The organism is Desulfolithobacter sp. (genome assembly GCF_054025815.1).
In genome coordinates this window covers 15,865-36,284 of the sequence record NZ_JBPMMS010000018.1, presented here as the reverse complement: position 1 = coordinate 36,284, position 20,420 = coordinate 15,865, and the positions used below count along the sequence as shown (strand labels likewise).

7 protein-coding genes are annotated in these 20,420 nt (G+C 57.9%); 6 read left to right on the top strand and 1 reads right to left on the bottom strand.

The features are described 5' to 3' along the window. Window positions 1-5: 5 nt before the first annotated feature. Both ACXJJY_RS05100 and ACXJJY_RS05095 read left to right on the top strand, forming a co-directional pair. Entirely contained in the window at window positions 6-3,215 is a 3,210-nt protein-coding gene (locus ACXJJY_RS05100) for an efflux RND transporter permease subunit (RefSeq protein ID WP_456385668.1), read from the top strand. A 150-nt stretch (window positions 3,216-3,365) separates the two neighbouring features. Continuing rightward, window positions 3,366-4,832, top strand: coding sequence for a TolC family protein (locus ACXJJY_RS05095; protein ID WP_456385666.1), 1,467 nt, complete (start codon window positions 3,366-3,368; stop codon window positions 4,830-4,832). A gap of 60 nt (window positions 4,833-4,892) precedes the next feature. On the opposite strand, the gene ACXJJY_RS05090 is transcribed toward ACXJJY_RS05095, so the two are convergent. Beyond that, complete coding sequence (locus ACXJJY_RS05090) at window positions 4,893-7,760, bottom strand: PAS domain S-box protein (RefSeq protein ID WP_456385664.1); 2,868 nt, start codon at window positions 7,758-7,760, stop codon at window positions 4,893-4,895. 246 nt (window positions 7,761-8,006) lie between these two features. On the opposite strand from ACXJJY_RS05090, the gene recC reads away from it, so the two are divergent. The 4 genes from recC to ACXJJY_RS05070 all read left to right on the top strand — a co-directional run bounded on the left by recC (window position 8,007) and on the right by ACXJJY_RS05070 (window position 20,191). Next, window positions 8,007-11,414 carry an exodeoxyribonuclease V subunit gamma gene (recC, locus tag ACXJJY_RS05085; protein WP_456385662.1) on the top strand — a complete coding sequence of 1,136 codons (3,408 nt, stop codon included), beginning with the start codon at window positions 8,007-8,009 and terminating at the stop codon, window positions 11,412-11,414. After that, entirely contained in the window at window positions 11,401-15,117 is a 3,717-nt protein-coding gene (gene recB, locus ACXJJY_RS05080) for an exodeoxyribonuclease V subunit beta (protein ID WP_456385660.1), read from the top strand. The genes recC and recB overlap by 14 nt, the downstream gene beginning before the upstream one ends. Continuing rightward, entirely contained in the window at window positions 15,117-17,027 is a 1,911-nt protein-coding gene (gene recD, locus ACXJJY_RS05075; protein ID WP_456385658.1) for an exodeoxyribonuclease V subunit alpha, read from the top strand. Before recB ends, recD begins: the two co-directional genes overlap by 1 nt. 479 nt (window positions 17,028-17,506) lie before the next feature. Next, on the top strand, window positions 17,507-20,191 hold the full coding sequence (locus tag ACXJJY_RS05070; protein WP_456385656.1) for a response regulator: 2,685 nt from the start codon (window positions 17,507-17,509) through the stop codon (window positions 20,189-20,191). The last annotated feature ends 229 nt before the right edge of the window (window positions 20,192-20,420 follow it).

The following is a 20,420-nucleotide window of genomic DNA, read 5'->3' as shown; positions in this document are numbered from 1 at the left end:
TGTCCATGAGAAGGGTCCTGGCCGCCTTTGCCGGCAACACAGTCTTTGCCAATATCATCCTTGTCCTGATCTTCATGGCAGGCATCCTGGCGGCGTTTTCCATGGTCCGGGAGTCCTTCCCCCAGTTCTCCCTGGACCGGATTTCCATCCGGGTGGCCTGGCCTGGAGCTGATCCGGAAGAGGTGGAGGAGGGAATTTGTCTCAAGCTGGAAGAGGCGCTGGAAAATGTCGAGGGTATCAAGCAGTACACTACCACCTCGTCCGAGGGGCTTGGTTCCGCCCTGGTCGAGGTGAGCGGGGGCTATGATGTAAGCACAGTCCTTGACGATATCAAGGTCCGTGTCGATGCCATCTCCACCTTTCCCGTGGATGCGGAACGACCGGTAATCACCGAGATCACCATCCGTGATTCGGTGATGCTGCTGGCCCTTTCAGGGGACTTGAGCGAGCATCAGCTCAAAGCGTGGGCCGAACAGGTACGGGACGAAGTGCGGATGCTGGACGGTATCTCCCAGGTGGAGGTGTTCGGGGTTCGGGATTACGAGATATCGGTCGAAATTTCCCAGGCGAGGCTGCGTGAGTATGGCCTGACACTGTCTCAGGTTGCCTCTGTCATCCGCCGGGCCAGTATCAATCTGCATGGCGGCACTATCCGGACCCGGGATGAAGAAGTCAGAGTGCGTACCGTGGACCGGAAGTATACCGCTGCGGAGCTGGCCCGAATCGTCGTTTTCACAGGTCCGGGAGGTGAGCAGGTCCGACTTGGCGACCTGGCCGATATCCGGGACGGCTTTGCCGAAGATCCGGTGGTGGCCATCATCGACGGGAGGCCTTCGGTCTTCGTCATGGTGTTCAAGACCAGCACCGAGGATTCTCTGCAGATATCGCGGACCGTGAGCCGCTACGTGGAGGCGAAACAGGATCGGCTGCCCCCCGGATTGTCGCTGACCGATTTTTATGACAATACCAGCGCCCTCAAGGCCCGTATCAACCTGCTGACCCGCAACGGCATCCTCGGCATGGGCCTGGTCTTTTTCCTTCTCTGGCTTTTTCTTGATCTGCGGCTCAGTTTCTGGGCCGGCATGGGCATTCCTGTCTCGCTGGCCGGCGCCATGTTCATACTCTGGTCCATGGGCGCGACCATCAACATGGTTTCCCTCTTCGGCTTTATTATGGTGCTCGGGATTGTGGTTGACGATGCCATTGTGGTCGGCGAGTCGATTTATGTGCACCGCAAGCTGGGCAAGGAGCCACTTGCGGCTGCTGTGGACGGGGTGAGCGAGGTGGGGATGCCGGTTATCGCCGCGGTTCTTACCACCGTGGTTGCCTTTGTTCCGCTTGGTAATATCGGCGGTATCATGGGCAAATTCATTGCCATTCTCCCGGTGGTGGTTATTTCCTGCCTTTTGATTTCACTGGTCGAGTGTCTGTTTCTTCTTCCGGCCCACCTCAGCCATCTTCCGGACCTTAACCGTCCATCCAGGTCCGGAAATTTTTTTGGCAGAGTGCTCGCCAGAATACAGCGGTTTACCCAGGAAGGCCTGGAGCGTTTCGTGGCCCGGCGCTATGTTCCTTTCCTTGACCTGGTTTTGGGATACCGGTATGTCTCCCTTGCCACCGGCCTGGCGGTTCTGCTTTTGTCGCTTGGCCTGGTTCGCAGTGGCCTGGTCAAGTTTCAGGTCTTTCCAAAAATAGACGGATTTGTCATCACTTCTACTGTGGAGTTTCCCGAGGGTACGCCGCCGGAGGTTACGCTCAGGGCCCTGGACCGGATAGAGGAGGGATTTGTCCGGGTGGCCGAGCGGACTCCAACCCGAAGCGGGGAGCCCGTGATCGAGAAACGGTTGCGTCTGCTGGGGCAGACCCTGTCCGGGACCATGGGACGCACCGGGCCCAATATGGGCTCGGTCCAGTTTATCCTTCTTGATTCCGCCAGGAGGGGGGTCCATTCCAATGAATTGCTGGTGGAGTGGGAGCAGGAGATCGGTCAGATTCCCGGTGCCCGCTCCCTGACCTTTGAGGGTATGTCTGCCGGGCCGGGCGGCCCGGAGGTCGAGATTTGGCTTCAGGGCAGAGACATGAATCAGATTCTGGCCGCCAGCGGACTGGTGATGGATCAACTTCGCTCCTACGACGGGATTACGCAGATACGCAGCGACTATAGCCCGGGAAGAAACGAGTTCCGCCTTTTTCTGAAACCAGAAGCGCGAACCCTGGGTCTGACCGCCGAAGACTTGGCCCGTCAGGTGCAGTCAAGCTATTTTGGTGCCGAGTCATATCGTTTGCAGAGGGGGCGGGACGACATTCGGGTCAAGGTGCGGCTCCCGCAGGCCGAGCGCAGCAGTTTTTCCAGCTTTGAGCGTTTGCGGATCAGAACTCCTGATGGCTCGGAGGTGCCGATTCTCTCGGTGGCGGATGTTTCCTATGGCCCTGGCTTTACAGCCATTGTTCGCACTGACGGGTTGCGGAGGGTGGCGGTGACCGCGGATGTTGACGGTCGCCGGGCCAATGCCGGAGAAATTTATGCCGATCTTTCGTCCGCCTTCTTCCCGGAGCTGAAACGCAAATTTCCCGGGCTCCTGGTGTCGCTCCAGGGCGAGAAAAAAAATATGCGTGAGTCGTTTTCAAGCCTCAAGGTGAGCTTCCCCCTGGCGGTGCTTGGCATCTATGTCATCGTGGCGACCATTTTTCGCTCTTATCTCCAGCCCCTGGTCATTCTTTTCACCGTGCCGTTCGGGATTATCGGTGCCATTGGCGGTCATCTGCTGCTTGGTTATAACCTCTCCATGATGTCCCTGTTTGGGATGGTGGCCCTGACCGGGGTGGTGGTGAATGACGCTATTGTTCTGATCGAACGGATCAATGAAAATCTGGCCGAAGGAATGTCCTTCTTCGAGGCGATCAAGAAAGGTGGGGCCAGGCGGTTCCGGGCCATTCTCCTCACAACCGTGTCAACGGTGGGCGGCCTGACTCCGTTGATCATGGAGACAGACCTCCAGGCCCGGTTTCTCATCCCCATGGCCCTGTCCCTGGCCGCCGGAGTCATGTTCGCCACCGTGCTGACCCTGGTATTGATTCCTTCCCTGCTGGCCATTGTCAACGATTTGCGCCGGCTTCAGTTCCGGATCAGGACCGGCACCTGGCCTGCAAGAGAGATGGTTGAACCGGCATCAGGCCGTAGAAGGATACCCATTGAAGAAACTGTCATTCCATAGGGTAACAGGTGGGCAGAGCCGTCTGCAATTGAGCGCTCCGCAAGGCGGCGGGGTTAATCTTCTGCAGGTGTTTTTGTGAAAAATCGACGAAAAGTCAATCTGTTACACGTAGAAAGCGCAAAACCGTCACAGATTCAGGAGAGAGGAAAAATGAGACAGCGGGCAGCAGGAGAAAACTGGTTTTGGTTGTTGTTTCTGGTCATTTTCTTCCAGGTCACAACTGCGTCTGCAGGGGTGGTGCCCGAAGAAAAGACCGTGCCGGAGACGGCAGAGGCTGTTTCAGGGCAAAAAACGATTCTTGACCTTCAGACTGCCCAGCGTCTGGCCCTGGAGGGCAATCCTTCCATGGAGGCGGCCGGCGCCAGGCTTGAACAGGCCCGGGCCCGGGTCAGGCAGGCCCTGGCGGCCTGGTTCCCGTCGCTTGATTTCAGCGCCTCCGGACGGGTTGTCCACCGGTCTGACAATGAGTATGAGGCGGCTCAGGGCATGGCCATCCTCTCCGGAGGTACTGCCGAGCGAACAGTTGAAGATTACACCCTTGGGTTACAGGCGACGTGGGTTCTTTTCGACGGTTTTTACCGTCGGTTCGACAGGCAGCAGGCTGAGTATGGAGAGAAATCTCTGGCAGCAGCCCGGCTGGATGCCCGGCGCATGCTTCTTGCTTCGGTGGCCGAAGCATTTTACAATGCTCAGCTCCAGCGGGCGGCGGTGGAGATAGCCAGCGGTGATGCCAGGTTCTACTCCCAGCAGCTCCAGGATGCCCGGAACCGATTAGAAGTCGGTACGGGTTCCAGGGGCGATGTGCTCAATATGAAGGTCCAGCTCAATTCGGCCCGCACGACCCTTTTGCAGGGCAGGCGTCAGTACGAGGCTGCTCTTTACGGCCTGGCCGCCCTGCTCGGGATGTCCGATGGTACTCTGCCGCCGTACATGGAGCTCGCTCCTCTGGACCGGGAAGTGGGCAACCCGGAACCTGACCCTGTGGACCGGCAGACAGAAGCGGAGCGGTTGCTTGCCAAGGCCCTGAAAACCCGTCCTGATATCCAGACCCTGTCCATGCAGATTCACCAGGCCGAGGCCGCGATCGGAATGGCGAAGGCCAGAAATTATCCCAACATCCAGCTTCAGGGAGGGGTGTACGGCACCCGGATGGATGATCTGGAGTTTGGGAGTGCTGATTTTGGTTCCAGCATTCTGCTCAGTCTGGGCTGGAACTTTTTTTCCGGTGGTGGTGATCGGGCCCGTCAGGTTGAGGCGCGGTTGCGGCTGCGCGAATTGAGGCACCAGTATGCTGATCTGCGTAACCGGGTCGCCTCGGAAATACGCCAGGATCTGGCGTATTTGCAGGCAGCGGCGGAACAGGTCGAGCTTCAGCGGCAGACCTTGGACCTGGTTCGGGAGAATCGGGAGCTGGCCCAGGCCAAATACCAGGCCGGAACCGCCTCCATCGTTCGCCTTAACGAGGCTCAACGCAACCTGACCACCACCCATGGCCGCCTGGCCCAGGCATATGTCAATTACCACCTGGCCAGGCAGCGGCTCCTGGCGGCCACCGGGCAGAATCTTGCTCCTTTCGCCGGTCTGAACCAGTCCGGAAAGAATGGTGGCGGGCGGTAGTCAGCAGATGTCCCCCCCTAACTCTCGTATTTTCTCGTACATGAGCCGGGTGACGGTGCGTCAGGGATGGGTGCTGTTGCTGATTTCGTCGAGGATTCTGCGCACGGTCTTGGCCAGAATCTGCAGATCGACAGGCTTCATCAGCAGGGCCAAGGCTCCAGCCTCGCGGGCTTTTGATTCGTCGAGCTGCTCCGAATAGCCGGTGCAGAGAATCACCGGCAGATCCGGATTGAAGGCTTTGATTTTTTGGAGCAGGGACAGGCCTGTCATCTCCGGCATGGTATGGTCGGAAATGACCAGGTCAAATTCGCCGGGATTTTTTTGCAGCCGTTCCAGGGCCTGCTCTGGATTGCACAGGTCTGCAACCTGGTATCCGAGGTGACCGAGCATCATCCGGAAAGTGGTGCAGATATCGATCTCGTCATCGACGATCAGGATATGCTCGCTTCCCCGGGGCAAAGGGTCGTTGGTCTCTATTATCTCCGGCTCGGGTCCCTGGCTGGTGGCCGGCAGCAGGATGGTGAAAGTCGATCCCCTGCCCGGCCTTGATTCCACATCTATGGAACCGCCAAGGTCGTGGACGATTCCGTGGATCACGCTGAGTCCCATACCGGTACCCTGGCCCGGTTCCTTGGTGGTGAAAAAAGGATCAAAGATCCGGTTCATGATTTCCTTGTCGATTCCACATCCCGTATCCCGGATCACCAGACGAATCCGGGGGGGATTTCCATCTTCCCCTTGAGTTTCGGTTTCCAGGATGATATCGAGCTGCCCGCCTTTTTCTCCCATGGCGTGGAAGGCGTTGGTGCACAGGTTCATAATGATCTGCTGAAGTTGCACCGGAGAAGCCAGAACCTTGACATCCGGGGCCTTGATCTGCTGGTTTATTCTGATGGTGGCCGGGAGAGAGGCCCGCAGCAGCTTGAGACTTTCCTTGATGAGCGGGGCCACGGAAACAGGATGTTTGGCCGTGGCACCACGGCGGCTGAAGGTCAGTATCTGCTGGACCAGGTCGGAGGCCCGCTGGCCGCCCTGTCGTATATGTTCCAGGTTCTCGTAGACCGGTGAGTCGGGATCGCACATCAGCAGGGCCATGTCGGTGAAGCCGATGATGGCTCCGAGAATATTGTTGAAGTCGTGGGCAATGCCCCCGGCCAGGGTGCCGATGGCTTCCATTTTTTGGGCCTGCTGCAGCTGTGCTTCCAGCTCTGCCTCATGGGTGATGTCCCTTTTGACCGCCACGAAATGGGTTATGGCTCCTTCCTTGTCCCGGACCGGAGATATGGTGGCCATTTCGACAAACAGACTGCCGTTTTTCTTCCGGTTGATGATTCGGCCCTGCCAGACTTCTCCGGAGGTGATGGTTTGCCACATAGTGCGATAAAAGGACAGGTCGTGTTTGCCGCTGCGCAGAATACGGGGATTTTCTCCCAGGACCTCTTTCCGTGAATAGCCGGTGACCGAGGAGAAGGCTGGATTGACATACTCGATGATCCCTTCGCGATTGGTGATCAGGATTGATTCCCTGGTCTGCTCGATCGCTGTGACCAGCCGTTTGCGGGTTTCTTCGGCCGCTGATTTTTCGGTTACATCCAGGACGAGAGAGATCAGGCAGTCCTGATCGTTGAACCGGAAAGGAACCGTGTCCACCTCCACGGTTCTTTCATTGTTTCTGCAGGTGCGAATCCTGTAGGTGGTCGGTTGAAGATCTTCATGGGCCATGATCTTCCTGTACCGCTCCCTGACCTCGGCGTGGAACTCCGGCAGGACATAATCAAACATGCCCCGCCCCAGTATGTCTTCTTCCCTGGCTTCAAGCAGCTTCAGGGCCGCGCGGTTGGCATAGATCATTTTTCCCTCCCTGCTCCAGAGCACGACGCAGACAGGAAGGTGCTGAAGAAGCAGGTGGAGCTGGTCCTCCATGGTCTGCCGCCTCTTCTCCTCGCTCCTGATGGCCAGAAACCAGGACAGGACAAAGCTCAGGGCCAAAACCGCACAGATGGCGATGGAAGTGGCCAGGAGCCATTTGTTACGGAAGTCCGTCATGGCCTGGAGTATCAGCTCCTCGGGCGCAGCTATGGCTATGGACCAGTAATTTCCTGTGGGCAGGTGTATTGGTCTGTACACGGCATGCATGGTCTGGCCGGCGAACTTCCGCTTTCCGGAAGAGGGCGCGCTGAAGACCGCTTTGCCTGTTCTGCCGGCCATCATGTTTTCGATCATGGCGAGCATGTCCGGCTCTGAAGAGAGTCTTTCTGTCAGGGGAAGGGGCGCACCACCGCTGTCTGGCAGCATTTTGTTCTGTATGGGGCAATAGAGTGCTGTTCCGGTCATGGTTATGAGAATGGCCAGATTCCTGCCCGTCTGTTCGATGTTACCTATATATTTTCCGGACAAGTCGTTGAAAGGGATGAGCAGGGTGATTGAGCCCTGAAAAGTATCGCCGTCGAACACGGGCATGGCGTAAGCGATGGCCGGAAATCCCTGTACGGACATGAAAACATCGCTGATAACAGGCTTGTGGGTTGAGAGGATCTTTTTGTTGTGGGTCTGGCCGGAGACATCTTTTCCGACTATTGTTTCGGAAAAGGGAACAGCGAACATTATACGGCCTGTCCTGTCGATTCGGGTTATCGAGGCAAAGTCCGGTCCATTGATGGCGTGGAAGTCTTCCATCAGGCGGCGGCCCTGTTCATCCATTCTCATGATGGAAGGATGGCCGGCAAGATAGGTCAGAGACCTGGTGCAGTATGCAAAAAAACTTTCGATTTCTGTGGCTGCCTGGGAGGCGAGGGTGAACTGTTCCTTGTTGTACGCTTCGATGGTTTCTGTGCGGACCGAACGATATGGCAGGTAAAAGAGGGCAGACAGGGTAAGAATAGTCAGGAAAGCCAGGATTATCCTGGCAAATGATATAGTTTTTTTCATATCATGGTGACTGGAGGCAGCCTTTTCCCGTGCGGGTTCCGGCCGCCTGTTTTCCGAAGCGCCAGGCATTGGTGGCCGGATATATTGCTGCAGCAATAATTTTTCGAGTAATGTTGCTGTTCACATTATAGCAGATTATCTGCAGCGCCATAATTTTTTTCGCTTGAACAAATTTATTATTTCACCTGCAAGCCTGCAGAGTCGTGTAAGGCGATACGTAATGGTTAGACAGTGGTAACAGGTCATTTGTTTCTTTATCAGTCCAACAGGCAGGAGCACTTGGTGGAGGCCCTGGCCGCGGTACTGGAGCGGCCGCTTGCTGAGCCACTGGCTCCCGAGGTCGTGGTTGTGCAGAACCCGGGCATGGGGCGCTGGCTTTCCCTGGAGCTTGCCCGTCACTCCGGCATTGCCGCCAACCTGGCCTTTCCCCTGGCAGCCCGTTTTGTCTGGGACGTGTTTGCCGCGGTTCTCGGGCCGCTGCCCGAGGAATCGTCCTTTGACCGTAATGTGCTGCAGTGGCGGATAATGGCCCTGCTGCCCGAGTTGTGCCGGCAACCTGCTTTTGGTGAACTTGCCTCCTACCTTCATCCCGATACCGATCAGAAAAAACGGTTTCAGCTCGCCGGGCGGATCAGTGATCTTTTTGACCAGTACCTGGTGTTTCGGCCGGATATGATCCTGGCCTGGGAACGGGGTGGAAACAGTGTGTCGCCCACAGACAACTCCTGGCAGGCTATCTTGTGGCGGGCGCTGGCCGATGGTGATGAACCGCATCGGGCGGCTCTGCTCCAGCGGCTTCAGGTCCGTAGCGCCGAGGTGCTTTCGTCCGGTCGGGTTCAGGGGACAGGCTTTGACGTCCTGCCGGAGCGGGTCTGTCTTTTTGGCATCAGCTCCCTGGCTCCGGCTTATCTCGAGGTGTTGCGGATCGTGGCCAGCTTCACCGAAGTGCATATCTTTCACCTGAGCCCCTGTCACGGTTACTGGGAAGATGTGGCTTCTGACCGGGAAATGGCCAGGAAACGGCAGGGTTGGCGGCGGCAGGAGCGGACAGATGTCAGTGAATTTTATGCCCGGGGCAATCCGCTGCTGGCCTCTTTGGGCAGGGTGGGCCGGGACTTTTTTCAACTCCTGCTCGGGACGCTCAATGACGGTTCCATGCCTGTTCGGGAATACGATCTCTACCAGGAGGAAGATCCAGCAAGCCTGCTTGGATCAGTGCAGCAGGATATCCTTCATCTCCATGACCGCAGTGGAGTCGACACTCCCTCTTTTGTCCTTCAACCGGGAGACAGATCCATAACCTTTCACTCCTGTCACAGTGAGTTGCGGGAGGTGCAGGTTCTCCATGACCGGTTGCTGGAACTTTTCCAGGAACTGCCGGATTTGCTGCCTTCGGATATTCTGATCATGGCTCCGGATATCGAACGGTACCACGGGGCCATTGCCGGAGTCTTCGGAACGGCCGAAGAGCCCGGTCGGATTCCCTGGTCCCTGGCCGATCGCTCCCTTACCGCCCATCATACTGTTATCCGTGCATTTCTCGACCTGCTGGAGGTCCTTTCTGGACGGATGACCGCACCCCAGGTTCTGGCCCTGCTGGAAACCGATGCTGTCCGGAACGGTCTTGGCCTGGCCGGGGATGATGTCAGCCGGCTGCGGACCCTGGTCGCGCGCTCCGGTATTCGCTGGGGCCTTGATCAGGCCCATCGCTCTCAGTGTGTCGCAGACAGACGGTGTGTCGCAGACAGCTGTTCGTGCCATAATTCCGGTAGTTCCGGCCTGCACACCTGGTGCTTTGGCCTGGATCGTCTGCTGCTTGGCCATGTGGCCGGCCCTTCCCCCACCCCCTGCAGTGTGTCGCAGACAGACGGTGTGTCGCAGACAGACGGTGTTCCTTCCTCCGGGACTTGGGTGGACATGGAGCCGTTTGGCGATCTCTCTTCCCGCGACACCCATCTCCTTGGTGTTCTGGCCTCTCTTGTCGAACGGCTGCGGACCTGGAGCGGTATCCTTCGCGAGCCGGCCGCTCCTTCACGCTGGCAGGAGGTACTGGTTGCCCTGATTGATGATTTTTTTGTCGGTACTGAAAGTCCGGAGCAGCACAGCCTGGCTATGTTGCGGGAGATCATCGGGTGTTTCAGTAGTACCTGCTCCAGGGCAGGGTTCACCGAATCCCTGGAGCCGGACCTGGTTCGCACCTGGCTCAGGAGAACCTTAGACAGCTCTCCGGCACCCTCGCCGTTTTTGTCAGGTAAGGTCACTTTTTGCAACATGGTTCCCATGCGTGCCATACCCTTCCGGGTACTCTGCCTGCTGGGTATGAACGATGGCGATTTTCCCCGGGTGCAGCGTCCGCTCTCCTTTGACCTGATGGCCAGGGAACCCCGGATCGGTGATCGCAACCGGCGTGATGATGATCGGTACCTTTTCCTTGAAGCCCTGCTTTCTGCCCGAGAGTATCTGCATATTTCCTGGATAGGCCGGGACCAGGTGGACATGAGCTTTCTGCCGCCCTCGGTGGTGGTCGGTGAATTGCAGGACTATATCGACCGCGGGTGCGTTCCCGCGAGGTCTGATCCTGCCGCTGATGACGACAACTTCCGGGCCAGTGCGTTGTTGACAGTGGAGTACCCGCTGCAACCTTTTTCCACAAGGTGCTTTACCGACTCGGAGTACCGCAGCTTCTTCACTTACTGGATGCCGCCCCGGGAAACAGGGGCCGAAGTGGAGCCGTTTGTGTCGCAGGCCCTGCCTGGTTCCGGACTTGAAAGTGATCCCGGTGGTGAGCGGGAAGTCGTTGATATCAATCTCCTGGCCCGGTTCTGGAGTCATCCGGTGCGATTTTTTCTTCAGGAACGGCTTGGGGTGCGGTTATGGGTTGGCGAGGAAGCGCTGGCTGAAAGCGAGCCATTTGCCCTGGACGCGCTGGAGCGATATCACCTGGCCAGGCAGGGCGTGGACTGCCTGCTCGCCGGTCGGGATGAGGGGGAGTGCGGACGAATTCTCCGGGCCCGGGGGCTTTTGCCCCACGGTGGATTTGGCGATATCCTTCTGGCGGATCTATCTGAGAGCATGTCTTTTCTGGTGCGCAGGCTCTCGATGCTTGTTCGGGATCGGCGCGAGCCGTTGTCCGTCGTTGACCTGGAGGTGGCGGGAACCAGGCTGGTTGGCACGCTGTACGGGCTTTATGCCGAAGGACTTGTGACCTGGCGTCCGACCAGGTGGAAGGGGGGCGACCTGATCCGGCTTTGGATCCTGCACCTGGTGCTGAATCTTGTGGCACCGGAATGTAGGGGGCGCCGCAGTTTCCACCTGGGCACAGACTCTGTTCTTTCCCTGCCGCCGGTGGAAACCGCCCGGGAGTATTTGGCGGAGTTGCTCCACTGGTACCGGTGCGGCCTGAAGGAACCGCTCCATTTTTTTCCCCGGACCAGCCTTGCCTGGGCCAGGGCCAGGCGTCTGGGCAGGGGGACGGAGCAACGGGAGGCCGAAAAGGAGTGGTTTGGTCCGTTCAAAATCCCGGGAGAACAGCAGGACCTGGCCTATCGGATAGCCCTTCGGGGGCGTGATCCCCTGGATCAGAGGTTCCTGGAGTTGACCCGGATCTGGGATCCGGTCCTGGATGTACTGGAGGAAGACGATGCAGGTACTTGACCCCCTGACCTTTCCCCTGACCGGCCGGAAGCTGATCGAGGCCTCGGCCGGAACCGGCAAGACATACACCATTGTTCTTCTCTTTCTCCGTCTCCTGCTCGAAAAAAGGCTGCCGGTAGATGAAATTCTGGTGGTGACCTTCACCAGGGCAGCCACTGAGGAGCTCCGTGACCGGATCAGAAACCGGATCCGCGAGGCTCTGGATTTGCTGGAACAGCGCCCGGCAACGTCCAGTGATCCGCTCCTGGAGAAGCTGGTGACTCAGTCAGGTGGGGAGGAAGGGGCTACACTCCTCAAAGACGCTCTGTCACGGATGGATGAGGCGGCAATCCATACCATCCACGGTTTTTGTCAACGGGTTCTTCAGGACCATGCCGTGGAATCCGGTATGTCTTTTGACGTCGAGTTTCTTGAGAGCGAGAGCGTGCTTCGGCAGCAAATCGCCGAAGATTTCTGGCGCAGCCGGTTTTATGGCCTGGAGTCTGCTGAGGCTGCCTGGATCCTGGAACAGTGGTCCGGTCCGGTGGCGCTTCTGGGTGCTATTGAAGGCCTGTTGCTGGAAAGAGGCGTGCGTTGTCTTCCGGTCATAGATCTGAATGAAGTTGAGGAGTTGCGCCAAACCTGCCTGGTTTTACAGAGGGAGATACAGCGGGCCTGGCCCGGGGTGCGGAAAGAGGTCGCAGAGGTACTGGCCTCAGCCACGGGTCTCAGCCGGGACAAGAGAAAGGGTTATTCTCATGAGCGGGTGGAGCAGGCCCTGGCCGGTATGGACCGGCTGGCAGAGGAAGAAACCCTGGTCTGGCGCCTGTCCCCGGACACCCAGCTGCTGGCCCGGTCGGTGATGGATACAAAGGTGAAAAAAAAAGGTATCCGGCCGGAACATCCGTTTTTTACCCTCTTTGATCGTTTTTTCACTGCCCATGGTCGGCTTCTTGCCCTGAGAAGGATAGCGATTCTTGTCGAGGCCAGAGAGTTTATGATCCACGAGCTTGAACAGCGCAAGAAGGAACAGGATGCAATGTACTTTGACGACCTGCTCCATCAGCTTGACCAGGCTCTGCAGAAGGATATAGACGGGCTGATGGTGCGTCGCATCCGGTCCCGTTTCCCGGTGGCCATGGTGGATGAGTTTCAGGACACCGATCCGGTTCAGTACCTGATTTTCAAAACCATCTACAGCAGCCGGGAAGACCGGTCCGGGTTGATCATGATCGGTGACCCCAAGCAGGCCATTTATTCTTTTCGCGGGGCCGACATCTTCACGTATATCCAGGCCCGTCGCGATACCCCGGAGGAAAGCCGTTACACCATCGGCACCAACTATCGTTCCAGCAGGGCCATGGTGGAGGCGGTGAATCAACTCTTCAAAGCCAGGGACAGCTTTGTCTTCTCCAGTGATATTCGTCTTCATCCGGCGCAGGCGGCCGGTCGCATCGAAGAAGAAAAACCGCTGCTGGTGGATGGTGCCGGGTTGCCGGCTATGGAATTTCTCGTTTTACCGGCCAGAGAGCTGGCCGGATCCCGTTCCGGTGGTGTTCTGGCCAGCGAGAAAGGCAGGGAGGCGGCGGCCTCGCTGTGTGCGGCCCGGATCAGCAGCCTGCTGGCCGCCGGGCTTGAGGGTCGGGCCCGGATCGGTACCGGTGCATCGGTCCGGCCCCTGTCTTCCGGCGATATCGCGGTCCTGGTCCGCAGCCATCACGAGGCTGCAGTCATGCAGAAAGCACTTGGTACGCATAATATTGTTTCGGTCTGTTACAGCCAGGAGTCGGTTTTTGGCAGTCCTGAAGCCGAGGACATGCTGCACCTGCTCCTGGCCCTGGAAAATCCCGAAGACGAGGGGCTGGTCCGGCTTGCCCTGGTGAGTCCGCTCTTTGGCCTGGACGCGGTCGGACTCGATCGGCTCGGTCACGACGAGGACGCCTGGGAAGGGCGGCTGAACATGCTCCAGGAATACCGGCGGCGTCTGGAAGAGCATGGGCCGGTGACCATGCTGCAGTACCTGGTGGCCCGGGAAGGAATGGCCAACCGGCTGCTTCGGCATGCCGGTGGTCCGCAGACGACCTCCGGCGAGCGGCAGCTGACCAATTACATGCACCTAGCGGAACTGTTGCAGGAGTCCTGGAACCGGTCGGCCACTTCTGTGGCCGGTCTGGTCCGCTGGTTTGCGCAGCAGCTGCAGTGCTCCGGGAGGGAAAAAAAGAGCGAAAGTCAGCAGCTGCGGCTGGAGAGTGACGAGAACCTGGTCAGGATCGTGACCATCCACAAGGCCAAGGGTTTGCAGTATCCTCTGGTTTTCCTGCCTTTTCTCTGGGCGGGAAAGGTTTGTGACCGTACGAGGCCTTTTGTCTTTCACGATCCGCATACCCTGGAACGTCAGGTGGATCTGGGCAGTGAGGTCGAGTCCCATTACCACCAGGCAGAGCAGGAGAGGCTGGCCGAGGACCTGCGTCTTCTCTACGTGGCTATGACCAGGGCAATTTATGGTACGGTGATCTGCTGGGGACGGTTCCGGTCTCTGGAGCATTCCGCCCTGGCTTATCTTCTCCACCGGGATTCCGATGGCCGGGTGGTGCCGGTAAAGGAACTGCCCGATGAGCGGATTGTCGAGGAGTTGCATGATGTCGCCCGTGCCGCCCGTGTCGCGGCAAACGGTCGCGAGATAATCAAGGTGAGCCGGGTGGGGATCGAGGATGTTCCAGACCAGGGAGAGGATGGGCCGTGTCGTTTTTCAGCGACCACCGCCCGCTCTGACGAGATTGTCTCCCGCGTGTTCACCGGTCGGGTCGATCCGGGCTGGCGTGTCACCAGTTATTCCGGCCTGGTGTCGGGCCATGAGTCTGGGCTTGAGATGGACAGATACCATGATGACCTGACCCCGGCTGATCTGAACAGCCTGAACCATCCGGCCGGTCTGGAAAAGACGGCTATGACGCCCCGGGATAGGTTCGGCTTTCCGCGTGGTACGGTTGCAGGCACCTGTTTGCACAATATTCTGGAACAGTTTCTGGGCGGCGCAAGGACGGTCGGAAACGAATCAGGTCCGTTGAAAGAACTGTCTGTTTCCGAACGGGAACGATTGCAGGAAATTGTCACCGCTCAACTTGATCTGGCCGGCATTGACAACGCCTGGACCCGGGTGGTGTGCGACTGGATGGAACAGGTGGTGACCACTCCGCTTGTCAGCGACCAGTCCCTTGCCCGAGTGGATCCTGGCAGCATGATATGCGAGATGGGGTTCTATTTTTCCCTGGACGGTTTGGATCTTGGCCGCTGGAGCAAAATACTCAAGGACTTCGGCATGATTTCGCTGCCTGAAAAATCCGGGATTCTGCGCGGAATGATGAAGGGTTATATCGACCTGGTCTTCCGTGATCACGGTCGTTTCTGGGTGGTGGATTACAAGTCCAACTTTCTTGGATCAGGGGTCAAAGAGTATTGTCCGGAAAGACTTGACCAGGCCATGCTCGAGCACCGTTACGACCTGCAGTACCTTATTTATATCCTGGCCCTGCACCGTTATTTGCAAACCCGGCTCGCAGAATATGACTACGATATCCACATGGGCGGTGCCCTGTATTTGTTTCTGCGGGGTATGGCCCCGGACAATCCGGCGGGTACGGGTATCTTTCAGGCCCGTCCGCAGAGGGAGCTGATAGAATCTCTTGACCGGGCCTGCCAGGGCCGGGAAGACGAGGAGGGGTGATGGGATTGGATGGTGTGGACCTGCGGGTGGCGGATCTGCTGCGACAGGCGGTTAACAGCGGCCATCTCCGTGACCTGGACCGGCATGTTGCCCTGTTTCTCGAGCGGTTGGCCGGTGGTGACCAGCCCTGGCTGCTGCTGGCAGCGGCCCTGGTCAGCAGGGCGGTTGGCGAGGGCCATGTCTGCCTGCCCCTGGAAACCGTGTCCGGGCAACCGGTGTTCGGGACACTGGCGAGCGGGAAAGATGCACCCGCGCTGCGGACGCCGGACCTTGACAGCTGGCGCTTCAGCCTGTTGCGGTCCGGGATTGTCTCTTCTGATACTTCGACGCCCCTGGTCCTGGATCAGGATGACCGGCTTTACCTGGGCCGTTATTTTGGCTACGAGCAGCTGGTTGCCAGGGAATTGCTTGCAAAAAGCCGGGTTCTGGAAAATGTGGATACGGAGAAGGGAGCTTCGTTGCTTGGGCTGCTGTTTTCCGGACAGACGCCTGATGGCCCGATCGCTGATACAGTGGACTGGCAGCGGGCCGCGGCAGCCCTGGCCCTGGTGAAACGTCTGGTGGTGATATCAGGGGGACCCGGCACCGGTAAGACGCATACGGTGGCCAGGCTGCTCGCCTTGCTGCAGGGTATGCACGGCGGCGGCCTGCGTATCGGTCTGGCTGCGCCCACCGGCAAGGCCGCGGCCCGGCTGCAGGAGTCGATTGGCAAGGTGCTGCGTTCGGCCAGGATCAGAGGGTTTCTTGCCGAGTTGGACATCGAGGTCCCGGATCAGGCCATGACTCTGCACCGGCTTCTTGGAGTTGTCCCGGATTCCGGTCGTTTCCGGCACGATGCGGGCCGTCCGCTGGCCCTGGATGTCCTGGTCATAGACGAGGCCTCCATGATTGACCTGGAACTCATGGCAGGGGTGATAGATGCCTTGCCGCACCAGGCCCGGTTGATCCTCCTGGGTGACCGTGATCAACTGGCTTCGGTGGAGGCGGGCAGCCTGTTTGGTGATCTCTGCCGGCGGGCGGATCAAGGGTGGTCCGGCGAGCTGTGTCAGGTCATGGGCCGGCTGACCGGTATGGCGCTGAAACCCGGGGCTCCGCCTCCTCCCCCGTTCAACGATGCTGTGGTTATGTTACACAGGAGTTACCGGTTTCATGATGACAGCGGTATCGGTCGTCTGGCCCGGGCGGTTAACCGGGGGGATGACCGGGAACTGGAAGAAATTATGGCCTCCGGGGGGGCAGACCTTACTTTGGTCCCGGTCTCCGTTTCCCGACAGCGGGAATGGCTGGCCCGCGAGATCGTGGCCCGCTACCGGCGACTTTTCACGGCCAGAGATCCTGGTGAGGCCCTGGAGGCCCTGGACAGGTTTCGGATCCTCTGTGTCCTGCGCGAGGGGACTTTCGGGGTGTCCGGGGTGAACGTCCTGGTGGAACAGGTTCTTCGCCGGCAGGGATTGATTCCGCCGGACACCAGATGGTACAGGGGGAGACCGGTCATGATCCTCGCCAACCATTATGGGCTTAAACTCTACAACGGGGACATCGGGGTGCTTTGGCCCGACGGGCAGGGACGGCTCATGGCCTGGTTCCCCCGTCCGGACAAGACCCTGCGGCCCGTGGCTCCGGCCCGGTTGCCGCGTCATGAGACCGCCTGGGCCATAACCGTTCACAAGGCCCAGGGCTCCGAGTTTGAACATGTCCTTTTACTTTTGCCCGGACAGGAGTCCGGTCGGGACGGGTACAGCCCCCTTTTGACCCGGGAACTTCTCTATACCGGGATCACCCGGGCCCGGGCCAGGCTAACCATCTGCTCGTCTCCGCAGGCCCTGCGCACTGCTGTCCAGCGGCGGGTCGTCCGTTTTTCAGGACTTGCAAGTCTCCTGGGCACCGATTCTGTTCCGGATCCTCCTTGAACCGGCAATTGAGGTGTTTCTGGTGAACCCGGCGCAAGATGGTCATGCAGAAATCTGACAGACCGGTGCAATGATGTCCAGGGAATCACTGGTAGGTGTGCAGGATATTTTGGATGCCAATGGGTTTTATATGAAATTCCCGTACCACCCTCCAGAGGAGTAACAACAGCTTTCATTTTTCGTTGTGCAGGCTGTGGGACCCTGTATAGGTGTCAGGCCAGGGCAGGAAAGTGAACCGTCTCTTCAACTGACTGTCACTTTATGGTATAAATCAGAGAATATCCACTGGCGGAAAAGTTTTCTGCCGCAACCTGTTTGCTCAGCGGCACCGGCCCATGACATACGATTTCGGATTCCATCTCTGCTTCGGAAAAGAGAAACCGGCAAATCGGTGTGGAGCTTCGGGGGAACCTGGTAAGGGTTGACGCGAAGCCATGGCCTGCTGTGTCCCGCAGACAGAGGCAGGGAGACGATAGATAATGCTGCATTCGCGATCCATCCGGGGCAATTTCTACCTGATGCTCTTTGGGCTGTTCCTTTTCACGGTGCTTCTGGGCCTGACTTTTTATTTAAATCACCGTTTTACCAGCCTCAATAATACCTATGCCCAGATGCTGGAGCTTGAAAGCCGGTTTCTCCGCCTGGCAGCGGATGAAACACGGTTGCTGAAAGATCCGTTTCAATACAATAAGCTCATCCTCCGGGTAAAGGAATTCAGCCGCCGGTGTACCACCTGCCACGAAAATAAATCCGACCTGCCTGATCAGCGCCTTGAGCTGCTCATATCGTCCCAGGAGAACAGAAGTGAACTTTCCCACCTTCGCAGTGATATCCGGCGCCGGGTGGTTGAGTTAACCAGTGCGCTCCATACAGTGCACGAAAACCACCTGGTCAACCTGCGACATGTACTTGACACCAAGACCAGGACCAATCCTGAAAAAGGCGTGGACTTCCCTCCTTCCGGCAGGGAGTACCCTGCTGGAGAGCAGGAGCCTGAGGTGATCGGGGAACTCGTTGAATTACAGCATATACTGTCTGATATTTTCCTTGGTTTCCGCGCGGTCAGAGGATTGTACGATTTCCGGCGGATACAGACTGATTTTTCAACCAACATGCAGGCCTTCTACAATGCGGTGGACAGCCTCGCCGCCACGTCCAGTAAGGAGGAGGACAGGTTGCTGGTGGAGGATCTGCAGGAAAATGGTCGTATTTTCGAGCAGAGTTTCAGGCGGATCGTTGACCTGGAGAAAAAGGAAAAGGTTATTGAGCGCAGTCTCCTGCAGAACCGGCTTGGCATGATGGACATCTTCGCCTGGGTCGGGCAGAAGGTGCGGCAGGATCGGGAACTGTTCTGGCAGCGGACCATCATTATAACCTGGACCAGTTTGCTGGTTGCGGGCTTGCTCTTTTTTCTTCTTTTTTTCCAGGCCCGGTACCTTCTGCGTTCCCTGAGGATCCTGGTGGAACAGACAAGAAAGATCTCCCAGGATCCTTCCTACCAGATACCTCCGGAGTCCCATAGCCTGGAAGAATTGCAGGTTTTGCGCCAGGCAATGAATATCATGGCCCGGCAGCTCAACGAACGGATGGAAAAGCTCCGGCAGGAAATCGCCGCCCGAACGCAGGTGGAGAAACAGATTCGCCGGGCCAAGGTAGACTGGGAGCGGACTTTTGACGCGGTGCCGGACATGATCGCCATCATCGGTCCGGACTGCAGGATACTGCGGGCCAACATCCCTTTTGCCGATATGGTCGGCCTCGAGGTTAAAGAGGTGGTTGGACATTACTGTTACGAGCTGGTTCACGGCACAGACGGACCACCAAAATACTGTTTCCGGGATGTCTGCGGAGACGATCTGCGTCGGAGCCAGTACTATGAGCCTTATCTCGACAGGCATCTTGATGTGGCCCGGGTGCCTTTCAGTTACGGCGAGGATGATCCAGGAGGCGCACTTCTTGTGATTCGTGACGTGTCCGACTCTGTCAGGGCCCAGGAAGTGCACCGGGAAATGGAAGAGCGGCTCCGCAATGCGGAAAAGACGGAGATGATCGGCATGATGGCCGGCGGGGTGGCCCATGATCTTAATAACATCCTCTCGGGAATCATCAACTATCCGGAGCTGCTTTTACTGGAGACGCCTCCGGAGAGCCCTCAGAGGAAAATCCTGGCCGCCATCCGCGATTCAGGCCAGCGAGCGGCGGCCATTGTCGCCGATCTGCTTACTGTCGCCCGGGGCGCGGCAAGCGTACGGGAACTCTGTCTTCTCAACGACCTGGTGGAACAGTATATTGCCTCTCCGGAATTCACCCTGCTGCGTAATACGTATCCAGATGTGGAACTGGAGACCCGGCTGGACCCGGACCTGTACTGGTGCCGCTGTTCTCCCGTTCATGTCATGAAACTGTTGATGAATCTTATGGCCAATGGTTTCGAAGCGATCAGCGGTTCCGGCCGGATCAGGGTCTCTACCGCCAACACCACGGTGACCAGGGACAGTGCTGCGGGCCGTACTCTGGACCCAGGGCCTTTTGTGGAACTTGTGGTGGAGGATACTGGAGCCGGGATTCCTGAAGAGGACTTGCCACATATCTTTGAACCGTTTTACAGCAAAAAGAAGCTGGGACGGAGTGGTACCGGCCTGGGATTGGCCATTGTCTGGAATACGGTCCAGGATCATGGTGGAACAGTCAGTGTGGTGTCCGGGCCGGAAGGCAGCAGGTTTACGGTTTTACTGCCGGCCGCTGTTGGAGAAACTCCGCAGAACCGGGATGATTCCATAGCTTCTGAAGTCCTCGCAGGCTGTGAGGGAACCATTCTCGTGGTGGATGATGACGAGATGCAGCGGGATATCGCCTCGAGGTTGCTGAAGACGCTTGGCTACCGGGTCGAGAGTGTAGGCAGTGGCGAGGAGGCGGTTGAATTTCTTCGTCAGCGGGTGGTGGATCTTGTCGTACTGGATATGATTATGGACCCTGGCATGAACGGACGTAAGACCCTGGAAGAAATTTTCAAGATACGTCCAGGCCAGAAGGCCCTGATTGTCAGTGGTTATTCTGAGAGCGAGGAGGTGCGCAGGGCCTGCGCCCTTGGAGCCAGTGGTTTTGCCAAAAAGCCTTACACCCTGGAAGAGATAGCCCGGGAGGTCCATCGGATTCTCGGGTAAAAACCTTTCAGCCCGCAATATTTCTGCACCCGAACCGTTCCTTCCCGGACCTCCGGCTTAAGCATGTTTTTTTACACTTGTGCTGGTTTTTTGGATAATGCGGATCGGAAATATCTATGGTATGAAGGCGGTGTCCTTCTGGCTGGCTGGAATCGGGACCAGGTGGGATTTCAGCGGCGCCGTGCCGAAATATGAAGGTGAAAAGGGTAGCGAGGTTGGAAATATCCAG

Bases quoted from the DNA above. Each gene is read 5' to 3' on its own strand.
- ACXJJY_RS05100 (WP_456385668.1), top strand. From the start codon at position 6: ATGAGAAGGGTCCTGGCCGCCTTTGCCGGCAACACAGTCTTTGCCAAT.
- ACXJJY_RS05095 (WP_456385666.1), top strand. From the start codon at position 3,366: ATGAGACAGCGGGCAGCAGGAGAAAACTGGTTTTGGTTGTTGTTTCTG.
- ACXJJY_RS05090 (WP_456385664.1), bottom strand. From the start codon at position 7,760: ATGAAAAAAACTATATCATTTGCCAGGATAATCCTGGCTTTCCTGACT.
- recB (WP_456385660.1), top strand. From the start codon at position 11,401: ATGCAGGTACTTGACCCCCTGACCTTTCCCCTGACCGGCCGGAAGCTG.
- recD (WP_456385658.1), top strand. From the start codon at position 15,117: ATGGGATTGGATGGTGTGGACCTGCGGGTGGCGGATCTGCTGCGACAG.
- ACXJJY_RS05070 (WP_456385656.1), top strand. From the start codon at position 17,507: ATGCTGCATTCGCGATCCATCCGGGGCAATTTCTACCTGATGCTCTTT.